Origin of the sequence: Sphingopyxis solisilvae (assembly GCF_015475875.1) — a bacterium.
GTDB classification, from domain to species: domain Bacteria; phylum Pseudomonadota; class Alphaproteobacteria; order Sphingomonadales; family Sphingomonadaceae; genus Sphingopyxis; species Sphingopyxis solisilvae.
The window spans coordinates 22,936-40,466 of sequence record NZ_JADKYM010000013.1 but is presented as its reverse complement, the minus strand read 5'-3'; the positions used below and the strand labels follow the sequence as shown (position 1 = coordinate 40,466).

General features: G+C 64.5%; 17 protein-coding genes. 4 read left to right on the top strand and 13 right to left on the bottom strand.

Annotated features, from left to right (window positions below; all coding sequences use genetic code 11):
• Window positions 1-15: 15 nt before the first annotated feature.
• Window positions 16-378, top strand: a complete 363-nt coding sequence (locus IR187_RS10735; RefSeq protein WP_228765789.1) for a copper-binding protein — start codon at window positions 16-18, stop codon at window positions 376-378.
• A 30-nt stretch (window positions 379-408) separates the two neighbouring features.
• Here the strand turns inward: IR187_RS10735 and IR187_RS10730 are convergent, their stop codons facing one another.
• Window positions 409-816, bottom strand: coding sequence for a MerR family transcriptional regulator (locus IR187_RS10730; RefSeq protein WP_194954601.1), 408 nt, complete (start codon window positions 814-816; stop codon window positions 409-411).
• Between the two features lie 68 nt (window positions 817-884).
• On the opposite strand from IR187_RS10730, the gene IR187_RS10725 reads away from it, so the two are divergent.
• Complete coding sequence (locus tag IR187_RS10725) at window positions 885-1,523, top strand: cation transporter (protein WP_194954600.1); 639 nt, start codon at window positions 885-887, stop codon at window positions 1,521-1,523.
• Window positions 1,524-1,591: 68 nt separating this feature from the next.
• On the opposite strand, the gene IR187_RS10720 is transcribed toward IR187_RS10725, so the two are convergent.
• Window positions 1,592-3,544, bottom strand: coding sequence for a cytochrome c/FTR1 family iron permease (locus tag IR187_RS10720; RefSeq protein WP_228765808.1), 1,953 nt, complete (start codon window positions 3,542-3,544; stop codon window positions 1,592-1,594).
• A gap of 285 nt (window positions 3,545-3,829) precedes the next feature.
• Here IR187_RS10720 and IR187_RS10715 point away from each other — a divergent pair, with 285 nt between their 5' ends.
• Both IR187_RS10715 and IR187_RS10710 read left to right on the top strand, forming a co-directional pair.
• Window positions 3,830-4,519: a helix-turn-helix domain-containing protein gene (locus tag IR187_RS10715; protein ID WP_194954599.1), complete on the top strand. Its 690-nt coding sequence runs from the start codon at window positions 3,830-3,832 to the stop codon at window positions 4,517-4,519.
• Between the two features lie 47 nt (window positions 4,520-4,566).
• Window positions 4,567-5,226: a class I SAM-dependent methyltransferase gene (locus IR187_RS10710; protein ID WP_194954598.1), complete on the top strand. Its 660-nt coding sequence runs from the start codon at window positions 4,567-4,569 to the stop codon at window positions 5,224-5,226.
• Between the two features lie 28 nt (window positions 5,227-5,254).
• Here the strand turns inward: IR187_RS10710 and IR187_RS10705 are convergent, their stop codons facing one another.
• The 11 genes from IR187_RS10705 to IR187_RS10655 form a co-directional block, all read right to left on the bottom strand.
• Complete coding sequence (locus tag IR187_RS10705; protein ID WP_194954597.1) at window positions 5,255-5,560, bottom strand: hypothetical protein; 306 nt, start codon at window positions 5,558-5,560, stop codon at window positions 5,255-5,257.
• Window positions 5,561-5,740: 180 nt separating this feature from the next.
• Entirely contained in the window at window positions 5,741-6,385 is a 645-nt protein-coding gene (locus tag IR187_RS10700; RefSeq protein WP_194954596.1) for a DsbA family protein, read from the bottom strand.
• Window positions 6,382-6,828 (bottom strand): disulfide bond formation protein B, encoded by a 447-nt coding sequence (locus IR187_RS10695; RefSeq protein WP_324187683.1) that lies wholly within the window; start codon window positions 6,826-6,828, stop codon window positions 6,382-6,384. Before IR187_RS10695 ends, IR187_RS10700 begins: the two co-directional genes overlap by 4 nt.
• A complete protein-coding gene (locus tag IR187_RS10690; protein WP_194954595.1) occupies window positions 6,825-7,307 on the bottom strand; it encodes an SRPBCC family protein in 483 nt (160 codons plus the stop codon). The genes IR187_RS10695 and IR187_RS10690 overlap by 4 nt, the downstream gene beginning before the upstream one ends.
• A gap of 37 nt (window positions 7,308-7,344) precedes the next feature.
• A complete protein-coding gene (locus tag IR187_RS10685; protein WP_194954594.1) occupies window positions 7,345-9,834 on the bottom strand; it encodes a heavy metal translocating P-type ATPase in 2,490 nt (829 codons plus the stop codon).
• 186 nt (window positions 9,835-10,020) lie between these two features.
• Complete coding sequence (locus tag IR187_RS10680) at window positions 10,021-10,491, bottom strand: SRPBCC family protein (RefSeq protein ID WP_194954593.1); 471 nt, start codon at window positions 10,489-10,491, stop codon at window positions 10,021-10,023.
• 209 nt (window positions 10,492-10,700) lie between these two features.
• Window positions 10,701-11,330, bottom strand: a complete 630-nt coding sequence (locus IR187_RS10675; protein ID WP_194954592.1) for a cation transporter — start codon at window positions 11,328-11,330, stop codon at window positions 10,701-10,703.
• A 1-nt stretch (window position 11,331) separates the two neighbouring features.
• On the bottom strand, window positions 11,332-11,736 hold the full coding sequence (copM, locus tag IR187_RS10670) for a CopM family metallochaperone (RefSeq protein ID WP_194954648.1): 405 nt from the start codon (window positions 11,734-11,736) through the stop codon (window positions 11,332-11,334).
• Window positions 11,737-11,819: 83 nt separating this feature from the next.
• Window positions 11,820-15,095 (bottom strand): efflux RND transporter permease subunit, encoded by a 3,276-nt coding sequence (locus IR187_RS10665; protein ID WP_194954591.1) that lies wholly within the window; start codon window positions 15,093-15,095, stop codon window positions 11,820-11,822.
• Window position 15,096: 1 nt separating this feature from the next.
• On the bottom strand, window positions 15,097-16,266 hold the full coding sequence (locus IR187_RS10660) for an efflux RND transporter periplasmic adaptor subunit (protein WP_194954590.1): 1,170 nt from the start codon (window positions 16,264-16,266) through the stop codon (window positions 15,097-15,099).
• 12 nt (window positions 16,267-16,278) lie between these two features.
• Window positions 16,279-17,487: a TolC family protein gene (locus IR187_RS10655; RefSeq protein WP_194954589.1), complete on the bottom strand. Its 1,209-nt coding sequence runs from the start codon at window positions 17,485-17,487 to the stop codon at window positions 16,279-16,281.
• Between the last annotated feature and the right edge of the window lie 44 nt (window positions 17,488-17,531).

Genomic DNA, 17,531 nt, shown 5'->3' with positions numbered 1-17,531 from the left:
ACAAGGAGACCGAATATGAAATCGATGCGCATTCTGGCCGGCAGCATGGTGCTGCTGATCGCCGTTTCGGCCTGCAGCCCCGAAGCCGACAAACAGCCCACCACCGCTCCCCAGGAAGCGACAGCGGCCACCTCGGCTTCCGAAGTGCAGCATGGCAAAGGCGAAGGAACGATCACCGCGATCGATGCCGCCAAGGGCACGGTCACGCTCGATCATGGCGAAATCGCTGCCCTGAAATGGCCGCCGATGGCCATGGGGTTCAAGGCCCCGTCGGATTTGCTCAAAGGTCTGAAGATCGGCGACCGCGTCGCGTTCGAACTCGACTGGAACGGTGCCGAGGGCAGCATCACGCGGATCGAGGCGAAGTCCGCACCCTGACGGGTTGACCGCCAGCCCATCCGGCACGGATCAGCCCTGCGCCGAACCGCGCATCGGCCCCAGCGTCTGGATGATCTTGCAGTCGCCGACCTTTCCCAAACGGCAGCCGCCAATGATGCGTGCGAGTTCATCGCGCATCTGGGAGAGGTCGGCAATCTTGCACTCGATCGTCGCGAGATGGCTGCTCGCGACCGCATCGACGGCGCCGCATGGCTGGTCGCGGTCGTCGGCAAGCGCCAAAAGTTCGCGGACCTCCTCCAGCGCAAATCCGAGGTCCCGCGCGCGCCGGATGAAAGACAGGCGCTCGAGTTCGTCACTTCCGTATGAACGGTAATTGCCAGCGGTCCGCGCAGGCGGCGCCAGCAGTCCTGCCAATTCATAATAGCGGATGGTTTCGACCTTGGTGTCGGTCGCGCGTGCCAATTCTCCGATTTTCATCGCTTGACCCTATAGTTGCTAGAGGGTGCATATAGACCCCCGACTCGCGACGGGAAAGGATTGACGACATGAGCGATTGTGGCTGCGAGGCCGATGAAGAGCGCGCAGGTGTCGATCCCGCCTATCGCCGCGCGCTCTGGATCGTCGTCATTCTCAACCTTGGCTTTGGCGTGATTGAACTGGCCGGCGGCTTCCTCGCAAGGTCGCAGGCGCTCAAGGCAGACTCGCTCGATTTCATCGGCGATGGTTCGATCACCCTTATTGGACTGATCGCGCTTGGCTGGACAGCCGTCGCGCGTAGCCGCACGGCGCTTGTTCAGGGTTGCTTTCTCGCCGTCTTGGGACTCGGGGTAATCGGATCGGCGATCTGGCGCTCCTTCCATGCGATCGCGCCCGAGGCCGATCTCATGGGCGGCATCGGTGTCGTGGCGCTGCTCGTCAACATCTCGGCGGCGCTGGTGCTCAGCCGCTTCCGCAACGAAGGCGACGCGACGGCGCGCGCGATCTGGCTGTTCTCGCGCAACGATGCCCTTGCCAATGTGGCGGTTATCGTCGCGGCTGGTCTGGTTGCGGTGACCGGCAAGGCCTGGCCCGACCTTCTCGTCGCCGGCGTCATCGCGCTGCTCTTCCTCCATTCGGCCTATGATATTATCCGCGACGCGCTTGGAGAGATTTCTTCGCACAAGGCAGGAGTTGCCGAAGAGTGACGTGCGGGAAGCCCGTCGTTGCTCGTGCCCACTGACAGCATGCTCACGATGTTCTCCGCCGCGCGAAGCTAAGCCGCGCGCGGCGCCGTTGCCCGATTGAACCAGAAGCCCGCGGCAAGGATGATCGCGGCCGCAAGCTGCGCCAGCACCGTCTGAAGCGTCGGGTATACCCCGAGGATCGGAACTCGGGGAAATCCGGCCAGCGGCGTAACGCCGAGCAGACCGGCTTCCTGCAACCCGCCGACACCCTTACCGGCCAAGACAATGGCCAGGACTGCGATCAGCGCCGCGCTCCAGGAGAAGAACTGCGTGATCGGGAGCCGGGCGCTGTAGCGCAGCATGGCCCAGGCGATTAGGCCCAGCAGGACCGCAGCCGTCGCAGCTCCCGCCAGCATGGCGCCGCCATTTCCCTGCGCCCATAGGGCTGCGTAAAAGAGGATCGTCTCGAACACCTCGCGATAGACCACGAGGAAGGTCAGGCCGAACAGAAACCACGCCGACCGGCGCGACAGCGCGGCGGAGATTTTCTCCTTGATATAACGCTGCCAAGCTTCGGCATTGCTCTTGCCATGCATCCAGATACCGACCGAGATCAGGATGATCGCGGCGAAGAGTGAACCAAAGCCTTCAGTGAGCTCGCGCGATGCCCCGCTGACCCCGATAAAGTAGGTTGCCACGAACCAGGTCAACGCCCCTGCGGCAAGAGCCGAAACCCAGCCGCCATGGACATAGCCCATCACGTCGGTCCGCCCGGTTTTACGAAGAAAGGCCATCATGGCGATGACGATCAGCAATGCCTCAAGGCCTTCGCGCAGGAGAACGCCGAACGCGCCGAGAAAGCTGGACGACGCACTCGCCCGCTCGGGCGCGAGGGCCGCCTCGGCTTCGACGAACAGCCGCGCCACTTCGGCATTTGCCGCCTCGACTTCCGCAATCGGGCGACCCTTTCCGATGGCCGAACGCAAATTTCCCATTGCCAGCTCGATCTTCGCCATGAGGTCGGGATCGCGCGCCGCAAGAACCGGTTCAACTGGTTCAAATCCATCGAGATAGGCGGATAACGCCAGATCGGACGCTGCACCGCGGTCGCCGGCGGCATAGGCTTTCAGGCTCGCTTCGAGGCGCTGGCGGGACAGCGCCAGCGAGCCGACCGGTTTCGCAACGACGGCTTCGGGCTGGCGACGCAAGAAGGCCGTCAGCGGCCCGGCCTTGCCATCCCCAAACTCGCGCGCAAGCTGCGCGGGAGTCTTGGCCACGAGGGTCGCAAGATCGGGTATGGCGGCCCGAACGGGCGCGTCCCTGTCCCATATCTGCCGACCGGAGGATTGCGAAGATTCGGGAAAGGCGAGGCTGCCGACATAAAAGGACAGCGCCCAGCGATCTCCGTCGGGAAGGGCTTCGAAACTCGCCATCGATGTGCCCTCAAGGCCTTGCGAAATCACCTGATAGAGCGCGAACAGGCTGCGCTCGCGCGCACGCGCCGCGTTCGTGAAAGCGATCGGTGGCGGATCGAGTCGCGCGGCGCCCGGGCCGTTTCCAGCGCCGGTTGCGCCATGACACATGGAACAATTTTCCGCGTAAAGCTTCGCGCCGCGCGCCAGATCGGGAGTCGACCGCGGCGCCAGCGGAACAGGGTAGCTTCCAAGCAACGCCTCGGCGAGCCCCCGCGATTGTTCTTCGATCGTCGCCGGTGCAGATTTCGCAGCTATCGATTGCCGCAAGGTGGCGGCGCGAGCCACCAAGTTCGGCTTCGCGGTCTTCTGCGGCAGGCGTTTCAATCGCGCTTCGATCTGCGCTGCAAACTCGGTCATCTCGGCATATTCGGCCGGACTGATAACGCTGCCGCCGGACACCGCACCGGGATAATCAACGGCAACATAATCGAGCAGCCGCCAAATGGTCTGAACCTCGGGTTCGCTCGCGCGGGCCGGCTGGAGGGCGATCAGGGCCAAGAGCAGAACAGCCAGAGCGCCGCGCCCCAGCGCCCGCATCGGCGCGAATGAATTTCGGTTCAGGGTCATCGTCACGCCAGCCACCTTTATTGAGAATGATTTGCACTGACTGATTGGGGCCTGGCAATCAATATGGAATCGGCGTCTTTGGCTAACCCGCGATCAACGGGATCAGACTCCCGAGGAGCACAACGCCAACGGGCGCGAGCCTCTCGCGCTGCGCCGAAGCAAGTTCCGCTCGGTCCATGCGAGCACCTTACCTGACCGGACGCCGCCTCTTCAGAAATATAGGAACGCCAAGCCGCTTCATCGCCCGGGGTGACGGCCAGGTGGACCTGCTGCTATCAGAATAGCATGACCGGCCTCGCACATTGGAAAGGGAGACTTCGCATTGGCGATTTTCTCGCCTGCTGGTCGGGTTCGGTCGGCGATACCATTCCCCATCGGCACTTCGCCGCGCAGGCGGTCTTTTCCGACGATCCGGTCGAAGTGATCGATAGCCAGGGGCGGCGCTACAAAGGTCGGTGCCTGCTCATCGAGCCCGAAGCCGTTCACTGCCTTCTTCCGGCGAGCGAGGCGGAGCTCTGGTATGTCGAGCCGACGATCCAATTCGGTCCGCCGGACGATCTGAAAGCGCGCCTGAACGGCGTGAAGCAGGTCCATGTCACGAGCGACCGCGGCACCGGCTTCTGGAAGGCTTGGCTCGCACTTGAACCGCGCCGACCGCTCGATGCGCGCATCGTGCGAGCCGCGATGAGGATCGATCGGCTCATCGAGGCAGGCCCCGTCCGGCTTGCCGACGCCGGCCGGGAGAGCGACCTGTCCCTCGGACGCTTCCGCCATCTCTTCACCGCCGAAATCGGAATGCCATTCCAACGCTATGTGCTGTGGCGCCGCTTGCTGATTGCGTTCGACGCGATCGGCGGACAGCATAGCGCAACGGAGGCGGCCCACATGGCAGGGTTCAGCGACAGTGCCCATTTCGCGCGCACGATCAAGGCGATGTTCGGCATTTGCGCGAGCGATCTCATGATCGAGGGATAGCCCCTCCGTTCAAGCGCGGATGCGATGGCCGCCGTTAAAGAAGGGTCATGACCGACACCGACAGAGATTTCGTACCCGCGCTTGGCAAGAGCGGTTCGCTCGACCGCTATGACGCCGCAATCGCACTCATGACCCGAGAGAAAAGGTGGCGAAGCGACTTGCTGAAGCTTGTCGCACCGCAACCGGGCGATCGGATTGTCGATATCGGTTGCGGCACGGGGACCCTGGCGATCGCGTTGAAGGAAGGCGAGCCGGAAAGCGAGATTTTGGCAGTGGACCCCGACCCGGCCGTGCTGGAGATCGCTCAAACCAAAGCCCGCACTGCTGGCGCCGATATCCATTGGTTCGAGGCAATGGGCGATGAGCTGGATGGGATCGCCGCGCTTCAGGGATGCGACAAGATCGTCTCAAGCCTCGTGTTTCATCAATGTCCGATGGAGATCAAGCAAGCCATAGCCGCGCAGATGCATCGCCTGCTTAGGCCGGGCGGCCAATTGTTCATCGCCGATTACGGCGAGCAGCGCTCGCCCCTGATGCGCATGCTGTTCCGCCAGATCCAGTGGCTCGACGGGGTCGAATATACCGAACCCAATGCCCGCGGCTGCATGCCGGACACTCTCGCATCCGCCGGTTTCGACGCCGTGGAAGAGGCAAAGATCATCGCGACGCCGACCGGTTCGATTTCAATCTATCGGGCGGAGCGGTAACGGCCTTTCGTCCACCGCGCGATCGGGCCTAGCCGCGCCAGTGGCGCCCGCGATGATGATGGTGCATGCGGCGCTTCTGGTAGCGTCGTTCATAGCGATCGCGCCGCTCGTAGCGATGATCATTGCCGCGATAATCGCGATCATTCGAGCGATAGCCTCGGTCATAGCCATGATTGGGTACGTCGTGGCGCGCCGAGTGATAATCGCGGTCGCGCCCCGGCGGGGCATCATCGCCGCGGCTCCAGCCGCCGCGATCGTCATGATGCTGGGCAAGGGCCGTGCCGGGAACGGCGAAGGCAAGCATCGCCGCCGCGATGGTCAGAAATCTGCGCATGTCAGCCTCTCCTTTTCGGTTTCCAGCAATCCGCCCTCGTCTTTGAATGCCTTCTGAATATGCGGTCTTCGCCCACGACCGGGCGGCGACCCGGGTTATATTCGCGGCAAGGTGGCCGACATCTTGTGCATCAATCGCGGTACGGACGGCCCGCCCCGGGCTTCGCCGGGACGCAAATCGTCACTTGCCCTTCGCAGCGACCGCCGCGCGAACTTCAGCTTCGAGCTGTTCCGGCGAGGAATTGGGCAGTTTTTGGCCATTGATGAAGAAGGTGGGCGTTCCGCGCACGCCGACAGCGCGCGCATCCGCGATGTCCTGCTCCATCCATGCCATCGCCTCGGCGGAGGGCATGGCACGCGCCTTCGCGACATCAAGCCCCGCCTTTTCGGCGGCCGCCCATGCCGCGTCCATCTTGCCGTCATGCCAGTCGGGCTGGGCATCGAGGACCGCGGCCATCACGGGTTCGAGCTTGCCCTGGACACGTGCGGCCTCGAGCATAACGATCGCTTCGGCCGATCCCGGGTGGAGGGGAAGATAGCGCATCACCAGCCGCACATCCTTCGGATAAGCGGCGAGGATTTCCTTCACCTTGGGAAAGAAGGCGCGGCAGGCTTCGCAGGAGGGATCGAAGAATTCGACGATGGTCACCGGCGCATTTTTCGGCCCGATGACAGCCGAATGGGGCCGGATAAGCGCATCGACGGGACCGGCAACCGCTTTTGGTGCGGGCTCGCCTGCGACCGATCCGCTGTAGAGCATGGCGCCGCCGGTGAATGCGAGCGCCGATACGACCAGGGTGGCTACCACGCCGAAACGTCTGTTCATGATTTCAGTCTCCTTTGGAAAATGAGCAAAAGCCCGAAAATGGCCGAGAAGGCAGCGAGTGACAGCAGCGGAAGCGGCACGCCAGCGACGCTCATCGATTCGCTCGAGCAAGACGGCCCGCCGTCGCACGGAACGATCGGTGCGGGGATGAAGCCCACGTAAAGGAGCAGGTGATAGAGGGCGACAAGCCAGCCCCCCGCCGCCAGTGCGAGCCCGTAGGGCACGACATGGCGGTCTGACCGGAAGGCGGCGATGGCAAGCATGATCGCCAGCGGAAACATGAAGGCGCGCTGAAACCAGCAAAGGACGCACGGGGGCTGCCCCATCACCTCGCCGATGAAGATGGCTCCGAGGCTCGCGGCGAGCGCAGCCAGCCAGGCGGCAAACAGCGCTGGCCAGGCGGCGCGATCTCCGGCCTGCGTTTCGCGGACAATCCGGTTCACGGTCGCCGTTCGCCTTTCTTTCGCATGACCTTCGCTGGTGGCTTGGCTCGCGGCCGAGCGAGATATTGGGTCAGGAAGCGGTCGGTTTCGCTGAGAAGCACTTCAAAATTTCGGCGCGTCTTAGGGAGGCTGAGCCGCGCGATCAGGCCCTTGCAGCTTATGATGTGGATCAACCGCGCGCCTTCCGGCGCGGGCTCTATCCGGAAATGTTCCTCGATCGAGAGCAGCAGGCGGCTGAGCTTCACGTCGAACGCGAGGTGCGCACCCGGCTCGCATTCGGACAGGGTTGCGGTGACGCGCCAGAAGCGCGGATTGGCCGGATTCATCCGGAAGGAATATTCGACCTCCGCCCCGCGTTGGGCGAGACCTTTGGGCCGGACATAGGGATTCCAGCGCTCATAGTGGTCGAAATCCACCAAAACGTCCCAAAGCTGCGCCGGCGACCGCGGCAGCAGCGTCTCCCTTGCAATCTCAAACACACTCAACTCCCATATTGGCTACGCCACCTCGGCCCGGTTATTCGCGATAAGCCAGAAGCCGCAGCGCGTTGGCGACGACAACGAGGGTCGAGCCTTCATGCGCCGCAACCGCCGGACCGATCCCGAGGCCGAAGATCGTCGCCGGAACCAGCACGACGACGACGCCGAGGCTGACCACCATATTCTGGCGGATGATCGAGCGGGTGCGCCGGCTGAGGCCGATCGCGAAAGGCAGATGCGACAGGTCATCTGCCATCAGCGCGATGTCGGCGGTCTCGAGCGCGACGTCGGAGCCTGCCGCGCCCATTGCGATGCCAACGGTGGCGCTCGCCATGGCGGGGGCGTCGTTGACGCCGTCGCCCACCATCGCGACGGGCATCTCGGCGCGAAGCTTTTTGATGGCATCGACCTTTTGCTCAGGCATCAGGTCACCCCATGCCTCGTTGAGACCGACCTCGGCGGCGATCGATTCGGCGACCTTTTGATGGTCGCCGGAGATCATGATCATGCGACGAATACCGAGCTTGCTGAGACGTGCGATCGTCTCGCGCGCCGCGGCGCGCGGTGTATCCATGAGGCCGATCGCACCGAGATCGCGCGTTCCCTTGCGCACGACCATCGTCGTTCGACCCTTCTCACGGAGCCCGGTGATGGCGGTCGCCATTTCGGCCGATAGCGGTGCGATGCCGTCGGTGCCGAACATTTCGGCCTTGCCGATGCTGACGATTTCGCCGTCGACCTTGGCTTCGACCCCGCGGCCCGTCAGGCTCTTCAGATCGGTGGCGACCGGAAGCGCGGCGTCGGGGAAAATCTCCCGGCCATCGCGTGCGATGGCGGCCGCGAGCGGATGATCGCTCAGGCTCTCGACCGCAACTGCAATGGCAAGCAGCTCTTCCTTGGTGACCCCAGGCGCCGGGATCGTGTCGGTGATGCGCGGACGTCCTTCGGTCAGCGTTCCCGTCTTGTCGAAAGCCAGCGCGGTCAGCGAACCGAGATTTTCGAGCGGCCCGCCGCCTTTGACGAGCACGCCGCCGCGCGCGGCGCGCGCGACACCGGAGAGCACGGCGCTGGGCGTGGCGATCGCCAGCGCGCAGGGGCTCGCCGCGACGAGGACGGCCATGGCGCGGTAGAAGCTGTCGCGGAAGGGCTCGTCGACGACGAACCCTGCGAAGAGAAGGAGGAAAACGAGGCCGAGGACACTCGGCACGAATATCCGCTCGAACTTGTCCGTAAAGCGCTGGGTCGGCGACTTCTGGGTCTCGGCCTCATTGACCATCTTGACGACCTTCGCGAGCGTCGTGTCGCTCGAAATCCGGGTCACCGCAATCTCGATGGCGCCTTCGCCGTTGATCGTGCCCGCGAACACCCGGTGTTTCGCCTCGAGCGCGTCGGCGCGCGCCGCCGCCTCTTTCGGGTCGGCCACCGGCTCCTTGTCGACCGGCACGCTTTCGCCGGTCACCGGGGCCTGGTTGACGCTTGATCGGCCGAGGGTCACGAAGCCGTCGGCGGGAAGCCGCTCGTTCGGTTTCACGATGACGATATCGCCGACGAGCAATTGCTCGACGGGAATCTCGGCCGTTTCGCCGTCGCGGCGAACGACCGCGGTTTGCGGTGCGAGTTCGGCAAGCGCCTCAATCGCGCGCTTGGCGCGGCCCATCGCATAATGTTCAAGCGCATGCCCGAAACTGAAGAGGAAGAGCAGCAGCGCGCCCTCGGCCCAGGCGCCGAGCGCGGCGGCGCCAGCGGCCGCGACGAGCATCAGTGTATCGATCTCGAAACGCTTGAGCTTCAGATTTTCGATCGCCTCGCGGAGCGTGAACCAGCCGCCAAGGCCATAGGCACCGATATAGAAAGCGAGCGGCACCCAGCTTGGCAAGCCTGTCAGCTTCTCAATCGCGAAACCGATCCCGAGAACCGCGCCGCACAAGAGCGCGACATAAAGTTCGGTGTTTGCGCCGAAGATCCCGCCGTGGGCGTGACCATGATCGCCGCCGGCCCCTTCGCCATGATCATGATCCTTATGGTCGCCCTTTTCTTCCTGCGCGTGCTTCGTTGGCATCGCCTTCGTCTCCCCCGCCGATTTTTGATAGACGCCCATATCGGCGAGTGCCGAGCGGATCTGGTCGAGTGAAATATCGGTCCGGCTGAACTCCGCGCGGATCACGCCCGCCGCGGTCGCCTCGGCTTCCACGACGCCGGGAAGCTGGCGCAGTCGGTCGCTGACCGTGCGGGCGCGGCGCGTGTGCCCGAGCCCCTCGACATCGGTCCAGAGGAGATGCTGATATTGCTCGGTAAGTTTCGCACCGGCACGCCGCGCGAGCTGGCGTACCCGCTCGAGCGGGAGGATGTCGGGCCGGTAATGAATACAGAGCTGCGGCACCATGCTGTCGTCGGCGCGCACGACATGGACCTTGTCGACACCTTCGCGGCCTTCAAGTTCGCTGGTCAGGCGCGCGACGCAGCGATCGGCTTCGTCGCCGACCTCGGGCAGAAGAAGCGGTATATCGAGCCGCAGCTGGTCACTCATCATGCGATCCTTTTCTTTTGCCAAATTCGAGGGGGTCCGGGCGACACCCCGTCCTGCCGAATGGACGAGGTGCGGGAGCCTTGGCACGCGACCCACTCCCGCACCTCCTTGGCCGCCAGTGACCCTCGACCGGGGGGGCGGGGGCAAGGAGCCAAGGGCTCCCGGCGGCCAAGATCTTATCATCCTTCATGCGCGCCGTCCGCTTGGCCGAGCGTATCGGGATTGGACCGTCGAGCGACGGAAATGCTGTTCGAGCGCGCTGTTCGAGCGCGTCAGGAAGACACGGCAGAAGCGCCGCAGGAAAGGGTAGCCGAGCCAGGAGAAGAGGCCGCGGCAGGCGAGGCGATGCGTCACCTCGACGCCTTGTCCCAATTTCTCGAGGCGGTAACTCTCCTCGATCACGAGCACGCCCGGCATCCCCGTCAGCCAGGAGAAGCTGGTCAGCCAGTCGAGCCCGGTAACCCGTCCCTCGGCCGCCAACTCCGGCCCGCGTGCGCCGCGCGGCGAATAGATATAGTTCAGCCGCTCCTCGTCGCCGGGGCGATCGGTAAAGCGCAGCGTCGGGTGCCAGTCGCCGTAGCGCTCAACATCGACGAGCAAGCGCCAGACGCGCCCGATCGGCACCTGCAGACGGAGCGAGGTTCCTACCGCGAACATCGGCTCGGCCCTCGCTTCGGCAAGCTAGTCCGCGACGCAGGCGGGGGACCTGCGCCGCGGTGAAAACCGGCAAGGTGCCGGTCAGCTCTGGACGTCGTGACGTTCTGCGGCGCACGCATCGGTGCCAAATCGGAAAGAAACGGGGACAGCGGATGCATCGTGCCGCATCTCCGTCGCTGCGCTTTCGCCGATGCCGCCGAGTCTTCCATCTAGGTCGACCCGTCTTTTGCGGTTTTTTCCTCACTGCGCGCGTCGCGCAGGATTTCTATTCCGCCCTTGATCGCGATCCCCGCTGTCGCGAGGCCGACGAGCAGATCGGGCCAGTTGCTGCCGAGCCACAGGACGAGCGCTCCGGCGACAAGAATGCCGCCGTTGGACGCAAAATCGTTGAAACTGAACGTCGTCGCTGCGCGCAGGTTGACGTCGGGCTTCTCCAGCCGCTGCAGCAGCCGCAGGCAGATATAGTTCACGACCGCGGCGATGGCGGACATGATCATCATCGTCGCGCCAATCGGTTCGCTTCCCTGGAGATAGCGGCGGGCGACGTCGACGAGTATGGCGACGGCGAACAGCAGGAGCATCGCGCCCGACGCCTTGGCCGCGCGCGTCTTCCACTGGTCGCCGCGACTGAGCGCGGCGAGGCTGATCGCGTAAACGGCGACATCGGCGCTATTATCGACCCCGTTCGCCACCAGCGCGCTGGAGTCCGCGAAGAAGCCGCTGACAAAAAAGCCGCCGGCGATCGCGGCATTGAGCAGGAGAACGACCCATAGCGTCCGGCGTTCGTCCGGGTTTTCAGAACCGCCCGTGACGCCGGCGCGATCGGGAGCCCCGGCCATGTCAGTTCACCTTGGGCGGGCTTTGCGGCGCCGCCTTGTCGCGCCGCGCCAGCCAGCTTCGCATGACGGTAATTTCCTTTTCCTGCGCTGCGATGACCGATTTGGCGATCTCGCGCACTTCGGGATCCTTGCCATGTTCGAGCGCGACCTTGGCCATCGCCACGGCGCCCTCATGATGCGGGATCATCGAGCGCATGAAGTCGGTATCGGCGTCGCCGGTGAGAACCACCGCCATATCCTTGTGCATCTTATCGGCGGCCGCCTCGAACGCCTTGGCCGCCGGCGTCGATGTGGCCGCGGCCGCATGCTGCATATCGCCATGTCCGGCGCTGTCCGCGTCGGCGCTCGGCTTTCCGGATGAACAGGCCGCAAGCAAGAGTCCAAGCAGCAATATGGAGGTCTTCATCACCCTGCCTGCCGGGAAAGCCGATGGCGGCAGAGAGCCGCCATCGGTTTCGTCCTGCGTGGCATGAGGAGCTTGATGCTCGCTCATGCCGGCTTGCCGCCCGTGTCGTCACCGGGCAGGAACACCCGTTCGCCAAGGGCGGTCACGTCCGTATAGTCGCCGGCGACATGCTTGTTGTGCCGGCCGCGAAGCAGCAGATGGCTGATCGCGGGCAGGACGAACAAGGTCAGCAAGGTCGAGGTGATCAACCCGCCGATGACGACGATCGCCAGCGGCTTCTGCACCTCGGCGCCGGTTCCGGTGGCGAGCGCCATCGGCACGAAGCCGATCGCGGGCACGATACCCGTCATCAACACCGCACGGACGCGTTCCATGACGCCCTCGCCGATCGCGACGTCCACCGGTTTTCCTTCGTCGATGCGCTGGTTGATGCTCGACATCACGACCAGCCCGTTGAGCACCGTCACGCCCGAAAGCACAATGAAGCCCACCGCCGCAGACACCGAGAATGGCAGCCCGGTCAGCAGCAACGAGAAGACGCCGCCGGCCAGCGCGAGAGGGATTGCGGAATAAACCGCGATGGCTTGCCGCACACCGCCCAAGGCCATGAACAGGATGCCGAAGATCGCCGCGAAGATGATCGGGATGACAATCGACAACCGCGCCGATGCGGCTTGCAGATTCTCGAACTGCCCACCCCATTCGATGAAGCTGCCCGTCGGAAGCTTGACCTGCGCGTTCACTTTCTCCTGTGCTTCGGCGACGAAGGACCCAAGATCGTTGCCGCGGACATTGGCTTGCACCACCACCCGCCGCTTGCCGTTTTCACGGCTGACCTGGTTCAACCCTTCGGAGAAACCGAATTTGGCCAGTTCGCTGAGCGGCACCGATGCCCGCGCACCGCCCTCGCCGGGAAGGAGCACAGGGAGCGCCCCCACCGCGTCGAGATCGTCGCGCGTGGCACGATCGAGACGGACGACGATATCGTATCGCCGGTCGCCTTCGAATACGATGCCGGCTTCGCGGCCACCAAGCGCCGCGGCGACGGTATCGCTGACATCCTGCAACGTCAGCCCGTAACGGGCGATGGCATCGCGGTCGAACTGGACATCAAGCACGGGGAAGCCTGCGGTCTGTTCAACCTTGACGTCGGCCGCGCCCGGAACGGTGTTCAGGATCGCCGCGACCTGCTGCGCCGCGCGGCCCATTTCGTCGAGATCGTCGCCATATAGCTTGATCGCGATATCGCCGCGCACACCGGCGATCAGCTCGTTGAAGCGGAGCTGGATCGGCTGGCTGATTTCGAATGCGTTGCCGACGAGCGGCTCGAGCTTCTTTTCGACGCGTTCGATAACATCATCCTTGGTGCGGACTCCGTCAGGCCAGGTATCGCGGGGCTTGAGGATGATGAAGGTGTCCGACGCGTTCGGCGGCATCGGATCGCTGGCGACCTCCGCCGTGCCGGTCTTCGAATAGATGAAGGCCACCTCCGGAAGCGTGGACACGGCCTTTTCGACCTGTAGCTGCATTTCCTGCGACTTGTTCAGCGACGTCGAGGGAATGCGAAGCGCCTGCATCGCGAGATTGCCCTCGCCGAGCACCGGGATGAACTCGCTTCCGAGCATCCCGAACACCAGGATGGCCGCAGCAAAGGTGCCGCCGCCGGCACCGATCCAGGGCCAGGGACGCGCGATGACGCGCTTGAGCACGGGTTCGTAACGCGTCTTCACCCATGCGATCGCACGCACCTCCTTCTCGGCGACCTTGCCGCGAATGAGCAGCGCCACCATCGCGGGCACGAAGGTGAGCGACGCCACGAACGCACCTGCCAGCGCGAGCAGCACCGTGATTGCCATCGGCGAGAAGGTCTTGCCCTCGACCCCGGTGAACGTCAGCAAGGGGACGAAGACGAGGAAGATGATCGCCTGCCCGTAGATCGTCGGCTTCACCATTTCGCGCGATGCTTCATACACCTCGTGCAAGCGCTCGCTCAGCGAGAGCAGGCGTCCTTCCAGATGCTGTCGTTCCGCCAATCGCCTGAGGCAGTTTTCGATGATGATGATCGAGCCGTCGACGATCAGCCCGAAATCGAGCGCGCCAAGGCTCATCAAATTGCCCGACGTGCCGGTGATGTTCATCCCCGTTCCCATGACCAGGAACGAGATCGGAATCACGAGGGTCGCGATGACCGCGGCGCGGAAGTTACCGAGCAGCCAGAAGAGCACAGCCGCAACGAGCAGCGCACCTTCGGCGAGGTTCTTTTCGACCGTGCCGATCGTGGCATCGACAAGCTGCGACCTGTCGAGGACCGGCTTGACGACGATACCCGCCGGCATCGACTTGGCGACATCCTTGAGGCGCTCGGCCGCTGCCGAGGCTACGATGCGGCTGTTGCCGTTCGCCAACATCAACACAGTGCCGACGACAAGTTCTTTCCCGTTCTCGGAGGCAGAACCGGTACGCAATTCGCCGCCAATCTGGACGGTCGCGACATCGCGCACCATGACGGGAACGCCGCCGCGGCTCGCCACGGTGGCCCGGGAGATTTCATCGAGGGTCCGGATGCGTCCGTCGGCACGGACGAGGAAGGCCTCGCCGCCGCGTTCGACAAAGTTCGCCCCGACCGAGATATTGGCGCGTTCCAGCGCTTCGGCCAGCTCCGAGAAGCTGATGCCATAGCTCGCCAATCTGGTCGCATCAGGCTGGACGACGAACTGCTTTTCATAACCACCGATCGAGTCGATGCCGGCGACACCCGATACCGAGCGCAGTTGCGGGCGGATCACCCAATCCTGGACAGTCCGCAAATAGCCAAGCTTAGCCACCTCGTCGGTCAATATCTCGCCGGAGGGCGTAATGTAGGAGCCGTCGGGTTGAGGGCCTGGCTTGCCAGCGGTCTTCGGTTTTTTCGCCGAGCGGTCGAAATCGACGGTATACATCAGCACTTCGCCGAGGCCGGTCGAGACCGGCCCCATTTGCGGCTCGGCGCCGTCGGGCAAGGTGCCCTTGGCCTGATTGAGCCGTTCGGCTACTTGCTGGCGGGCAAAATAGAGGTCGGTATGATCCTCGAAGATCACTGTGACCTGGCTGAACCCGTTGCGCGAAATCGAGCGCGAACTTTGCAGGCCCGGAATGCCGGCCATCGCGGTTTCGACGGGAAAGGTGACCAGCCGTTCGATGTCGAGCGGGCCGAGATTGGGCTCGACCGTATTGATCTGGACTTGTTTGTTGGTGATGTCGGGCACGGCGTCGATCGGCAGCTTGAGGAGCTCGGTCAGGCCATAGGCCGAAATGATGAGGGTGAGGAGAACAACCCCCCAGCGAAAGCGTATCGACGCGTCGAGAAGTTTTTCGATCATCTCAATGCTCCGCCTCGCCCTTGCCGATTTCGGCTTTGAGCAGGAAGGCGCCCTTGGTCGCGATGACCGCGCCCGGATTCACCCCATCGACGATTTCAATGCGTCCGCCACCGCGTTTGCCGGTGACGACCGTCGTCGCCTGGAAGCCCTTGGCGGTCTTGACGAACACGACCTCGCGGCCCTCGACGGTCTGCACGGCTTCCTCGGGCAGCGCGATCAGGCTGGAACCGGCGGCACCGCGCGGCTTGATCCGCGCGCGCAGCCCCTGGCCCGGCGTCAGTCCGCCGATACCGTCGGGAACGAGGACAATGGTCGCGGTCTTGCTTTCGGCGTCGAGGCTCGGGGTTGCCGAGCGAACCACCGCATTCACGGTCTCGCCTCCCAGCAGTTCGATGACTGCGGTATCGCCCGGCTTGATCCGGCGCGCATCGGCGGCGAGCACCGAGGCGTTGATCTGGATGCGGCGGGGATCGGAGACCCGGAACAATTCGGTTCCGGCGAGCACATAGCTCCCGAGCTTCGCATCGGCTTTGGTAACCCGCCCCGAAATCAGGCTCGTCACCGCAAGGGTGCGGCCGTCCCCCGAAACCTTGGCGGCCGCGGCGGCCGATTGCGACCGCCGCGCTTCGGACTCGGCCTCCGCGAGCGCCGCCGCGGCGGCCTCGAGATCCTGCTTCGCCGTGATGCGCGCATCGAACAATTTCTTTTCGCGTGCATAGGTCGAGCGCGCGAGCGCCAGGCGTGCCGTCGCCGAACTGCGCTCGGAGGCGATGGCGGCCGCATCGCGGCTTTCCATCACCGCGACCGCCTCGCCAGCGCGCACCTCGTCGCCGAGGCGGCGATTGATGCGGGTTATCGCCCCGTCGGCACGCGCCGTCAGTACGGCCTCGCCCTCGGGGGTCGATGCGACGATGCCCTGCGCGAGAATTTCAGAACCGAGGCCGCCAGCCTGGATCGTCTCGGTGACGATGCCCGCGCCCTTGGCGCGCGCCTCGTCCATCAGGATCTGGCCTTCGACATGGCCTTCCTCTTCTTCCTCGGCAGGTGCCGCAGCGGGTGCCGCGACCGGTGTGGTCATCGACCGGCCGATCAGGATGCCGCCGCCGCCGAGCACGAGCGCCCCGACCGCCACGGCGGCCATCAGGCGATTCTTGTTTTCGAAGATTTGCATGAGTTCAGTCCCCTATTGCGCGTTCGCGCGGCCCAGCGCAGCCAAGGCGCGGGCGCGGTCGAGTTCGGCTTCAATGAGTTTGAGATTGGCGCTGGTCAGCGCCTCTTGGGCATCGATGAGCTCGATGAGCGTGAACTTGCCCTGCTGGTATCCGATCTCGGCGACCCGGGCGGCTTCGCTCGCCTGGAACAGGCCGGCGCCCGACAAGGCCGTCACACGCTCCGTGGCGGCCGAAAGCATCAGTTCGGCATCGCGCCGCGAGAAGCGGGTGTCGAGGCGGGTCTGCGCAAGCTGGGCTTCGGCGGCTTCGCCGCTCGCGCGCGCTGCATAGATGTTGCCGCGATTGCGGTTGAACACCGGCAGCGGGATCGAGACGCCGACGATGAACGCCGTATCCTTGCTTTCGCGGAAGTTTCGGACGCCGCCCGACGCGGTGATGTCGGGAACGCCCTCGGCCTGGGCGAGCCGGACCCGCGCTGAAGCCGCATCGCGCTCGGCTGCCGCGAGGCGTTCGTCGAGGCTCTGCGCGTCAGCCGGCAAGGCTGGCGGCGTCGGAATATCCTGAGCGATGGCGGACAGCTCGGGATCTTCGCTGCCGATGCGCAAGGCCAGTTCCTGCCGCGCCGACAAAAGCTCCGCCTTGGCGCGCAGGCTTTCCGCCTTTGCTTCGGCCAGCAGCGCGTCGGCCCGCAATTTGGTCAGCGGCGGATCGCGCCCGACGTCGACGAGGGTCTCGGCGATGCGTGCCAGTTCGACTGCCCTCGCATAGACGCTGTCGGCCAGCTTGGCGCGATCCTCCGCCGCGCGCAGCTCGGCGTGCGATACGATGATGTCATAGGCAAGGTCGGCCTCGGCCTTGCGGAGCGCGACCTGCGCAAAATCCCGCTCGGCCGCTGCGACCTCCTTGCGGGCGCGCCGCTTGCCGCCGAGTTCGAACGGCTGCGACACCGCGACCGTGGTCTCGGTTTGGCCAAAGGTGCGATAAGGCCCGGTGCCGCTGAAATTCTCAACTTCGGCGGATATGGTTGGGTTCGGCCGCACGCCGGCCTGCATGGCGCGGCCGTCGGCCGCCTTCAGCTCGGCTTTGGCCTTGGCAATTCGAGGGGAGACATCCTGACCGCGCGCAAGCGCGTCGGACAACGAGACAGGTTCGGCGAACGCCGGTTGACCTGCCATGGTCAGCAACCCTGCAAACAGCAGGGTGCCCAATGATTTCGACATAAATACTCCTGATCAATGCGTCACGGCGCAGGCAAAGGCCTGCG

Coding starts and splice junctions, on each gene's coding strand:
- IR187_RS10680 (WP_194954593.1), bottom strand. CDS start 10,491: ATGTTCGCGGTAGGAACCTCGCTCCGTCTGCAGGTGCCGATCGGGCGC.
- IR187_RS10660 (WP_194954590.1), bottom strand. CDS start 16,266: ATGCAAATCTTCGAAAACAAGAATCGCCTGATGGCCGCCGTGGCGGTC.
- IR187_RS10710 (WP_194954598.1), top strand. CDS start 4,567: ATGACCGACACCGACAGAGATTTCGTACCCGCGCTTGGCAAGAGCGGT.
- IR187_RS10730 (WP_194954601.1), bottom strand. CDS start 816: ATGAAAATCGGAGAATTGGCACGCGCGACCGACACCAAGGTCGAAACC.
- IR187_RS10720 (WP_228765808.1), bottom strand. CDS start 3,544: ATGACCCTGAACCGAAATTCATTCGCGCCGATGCGGGCGCTGGGGCGC.
- IR187_RS10675 (WP_194954592.1), bottom strand. CDS start 11,330: ATGGCCGGGGCTCCCGATCGCGCCGGCGTCACGGGCGGTTCTGAAAAC.
- IR187_RS10705 (WP_194954597.1), bottom strand. CDS start 5,560: ATGCGCAGATTTCTGACCATCGCGGCGGCGATGCTTGCCTTCGCCGTT.
- IR187_RS10685 (WP_194954594.1), bottom strand. CDS start 9,834: ATGAGTGACCAGCTGCGGCTCGATATACCGCTTCTTCTGCCCGAGGTC.
- IR187_RS10735 (WP_228765789.1), top strand. CDS start 16: ATGAAATCGATGCGCATTCTGGCCGGCAGCATGGTGCTGCTGATCGCC.
- IR187_RS10665 (WP_194954591.1), bottom strand. CDS start 15,095: ATGATCGAAAAACTTCTCGACGCGTCGATACGCTTTCGCTGGGGGGTT.
- IR187_RS10725 (WP_194954600.1), top strand. CDS start 885: ATGAGCGATTGTGGCTGCGAGGCCGATGAAGAGCGCGCAGGTGTCGAT.
- IR187_RS10655 (WP_194954589.1), bottom strand. CDS start 17,487: ATGTCGAAATCATTGGGCACCCTGCTGTTTGCAGGGTTGCTGACCATG.
- IR187_RS10715 (WP_194954599.1), top strand. CDS start 3,830: ATGACCGGCCTCGCACATTGGAAAGGGAGACTTCGCATTGGCGATTTT.
- copM (WP_194954648.1), bottom strand. CDS start 11,736: ATGAAGACCTCCATATTGCTGCTTGGACTCTTGCTTGCGGCCTGTTCA.
- IR187_RS10700 (WP_194954596.1), bottom strand. CDS start 6,385: ATGAACAGACGTTTCGGCGTGGTAGCCACCCTGGTCGTATCGGCGCTC.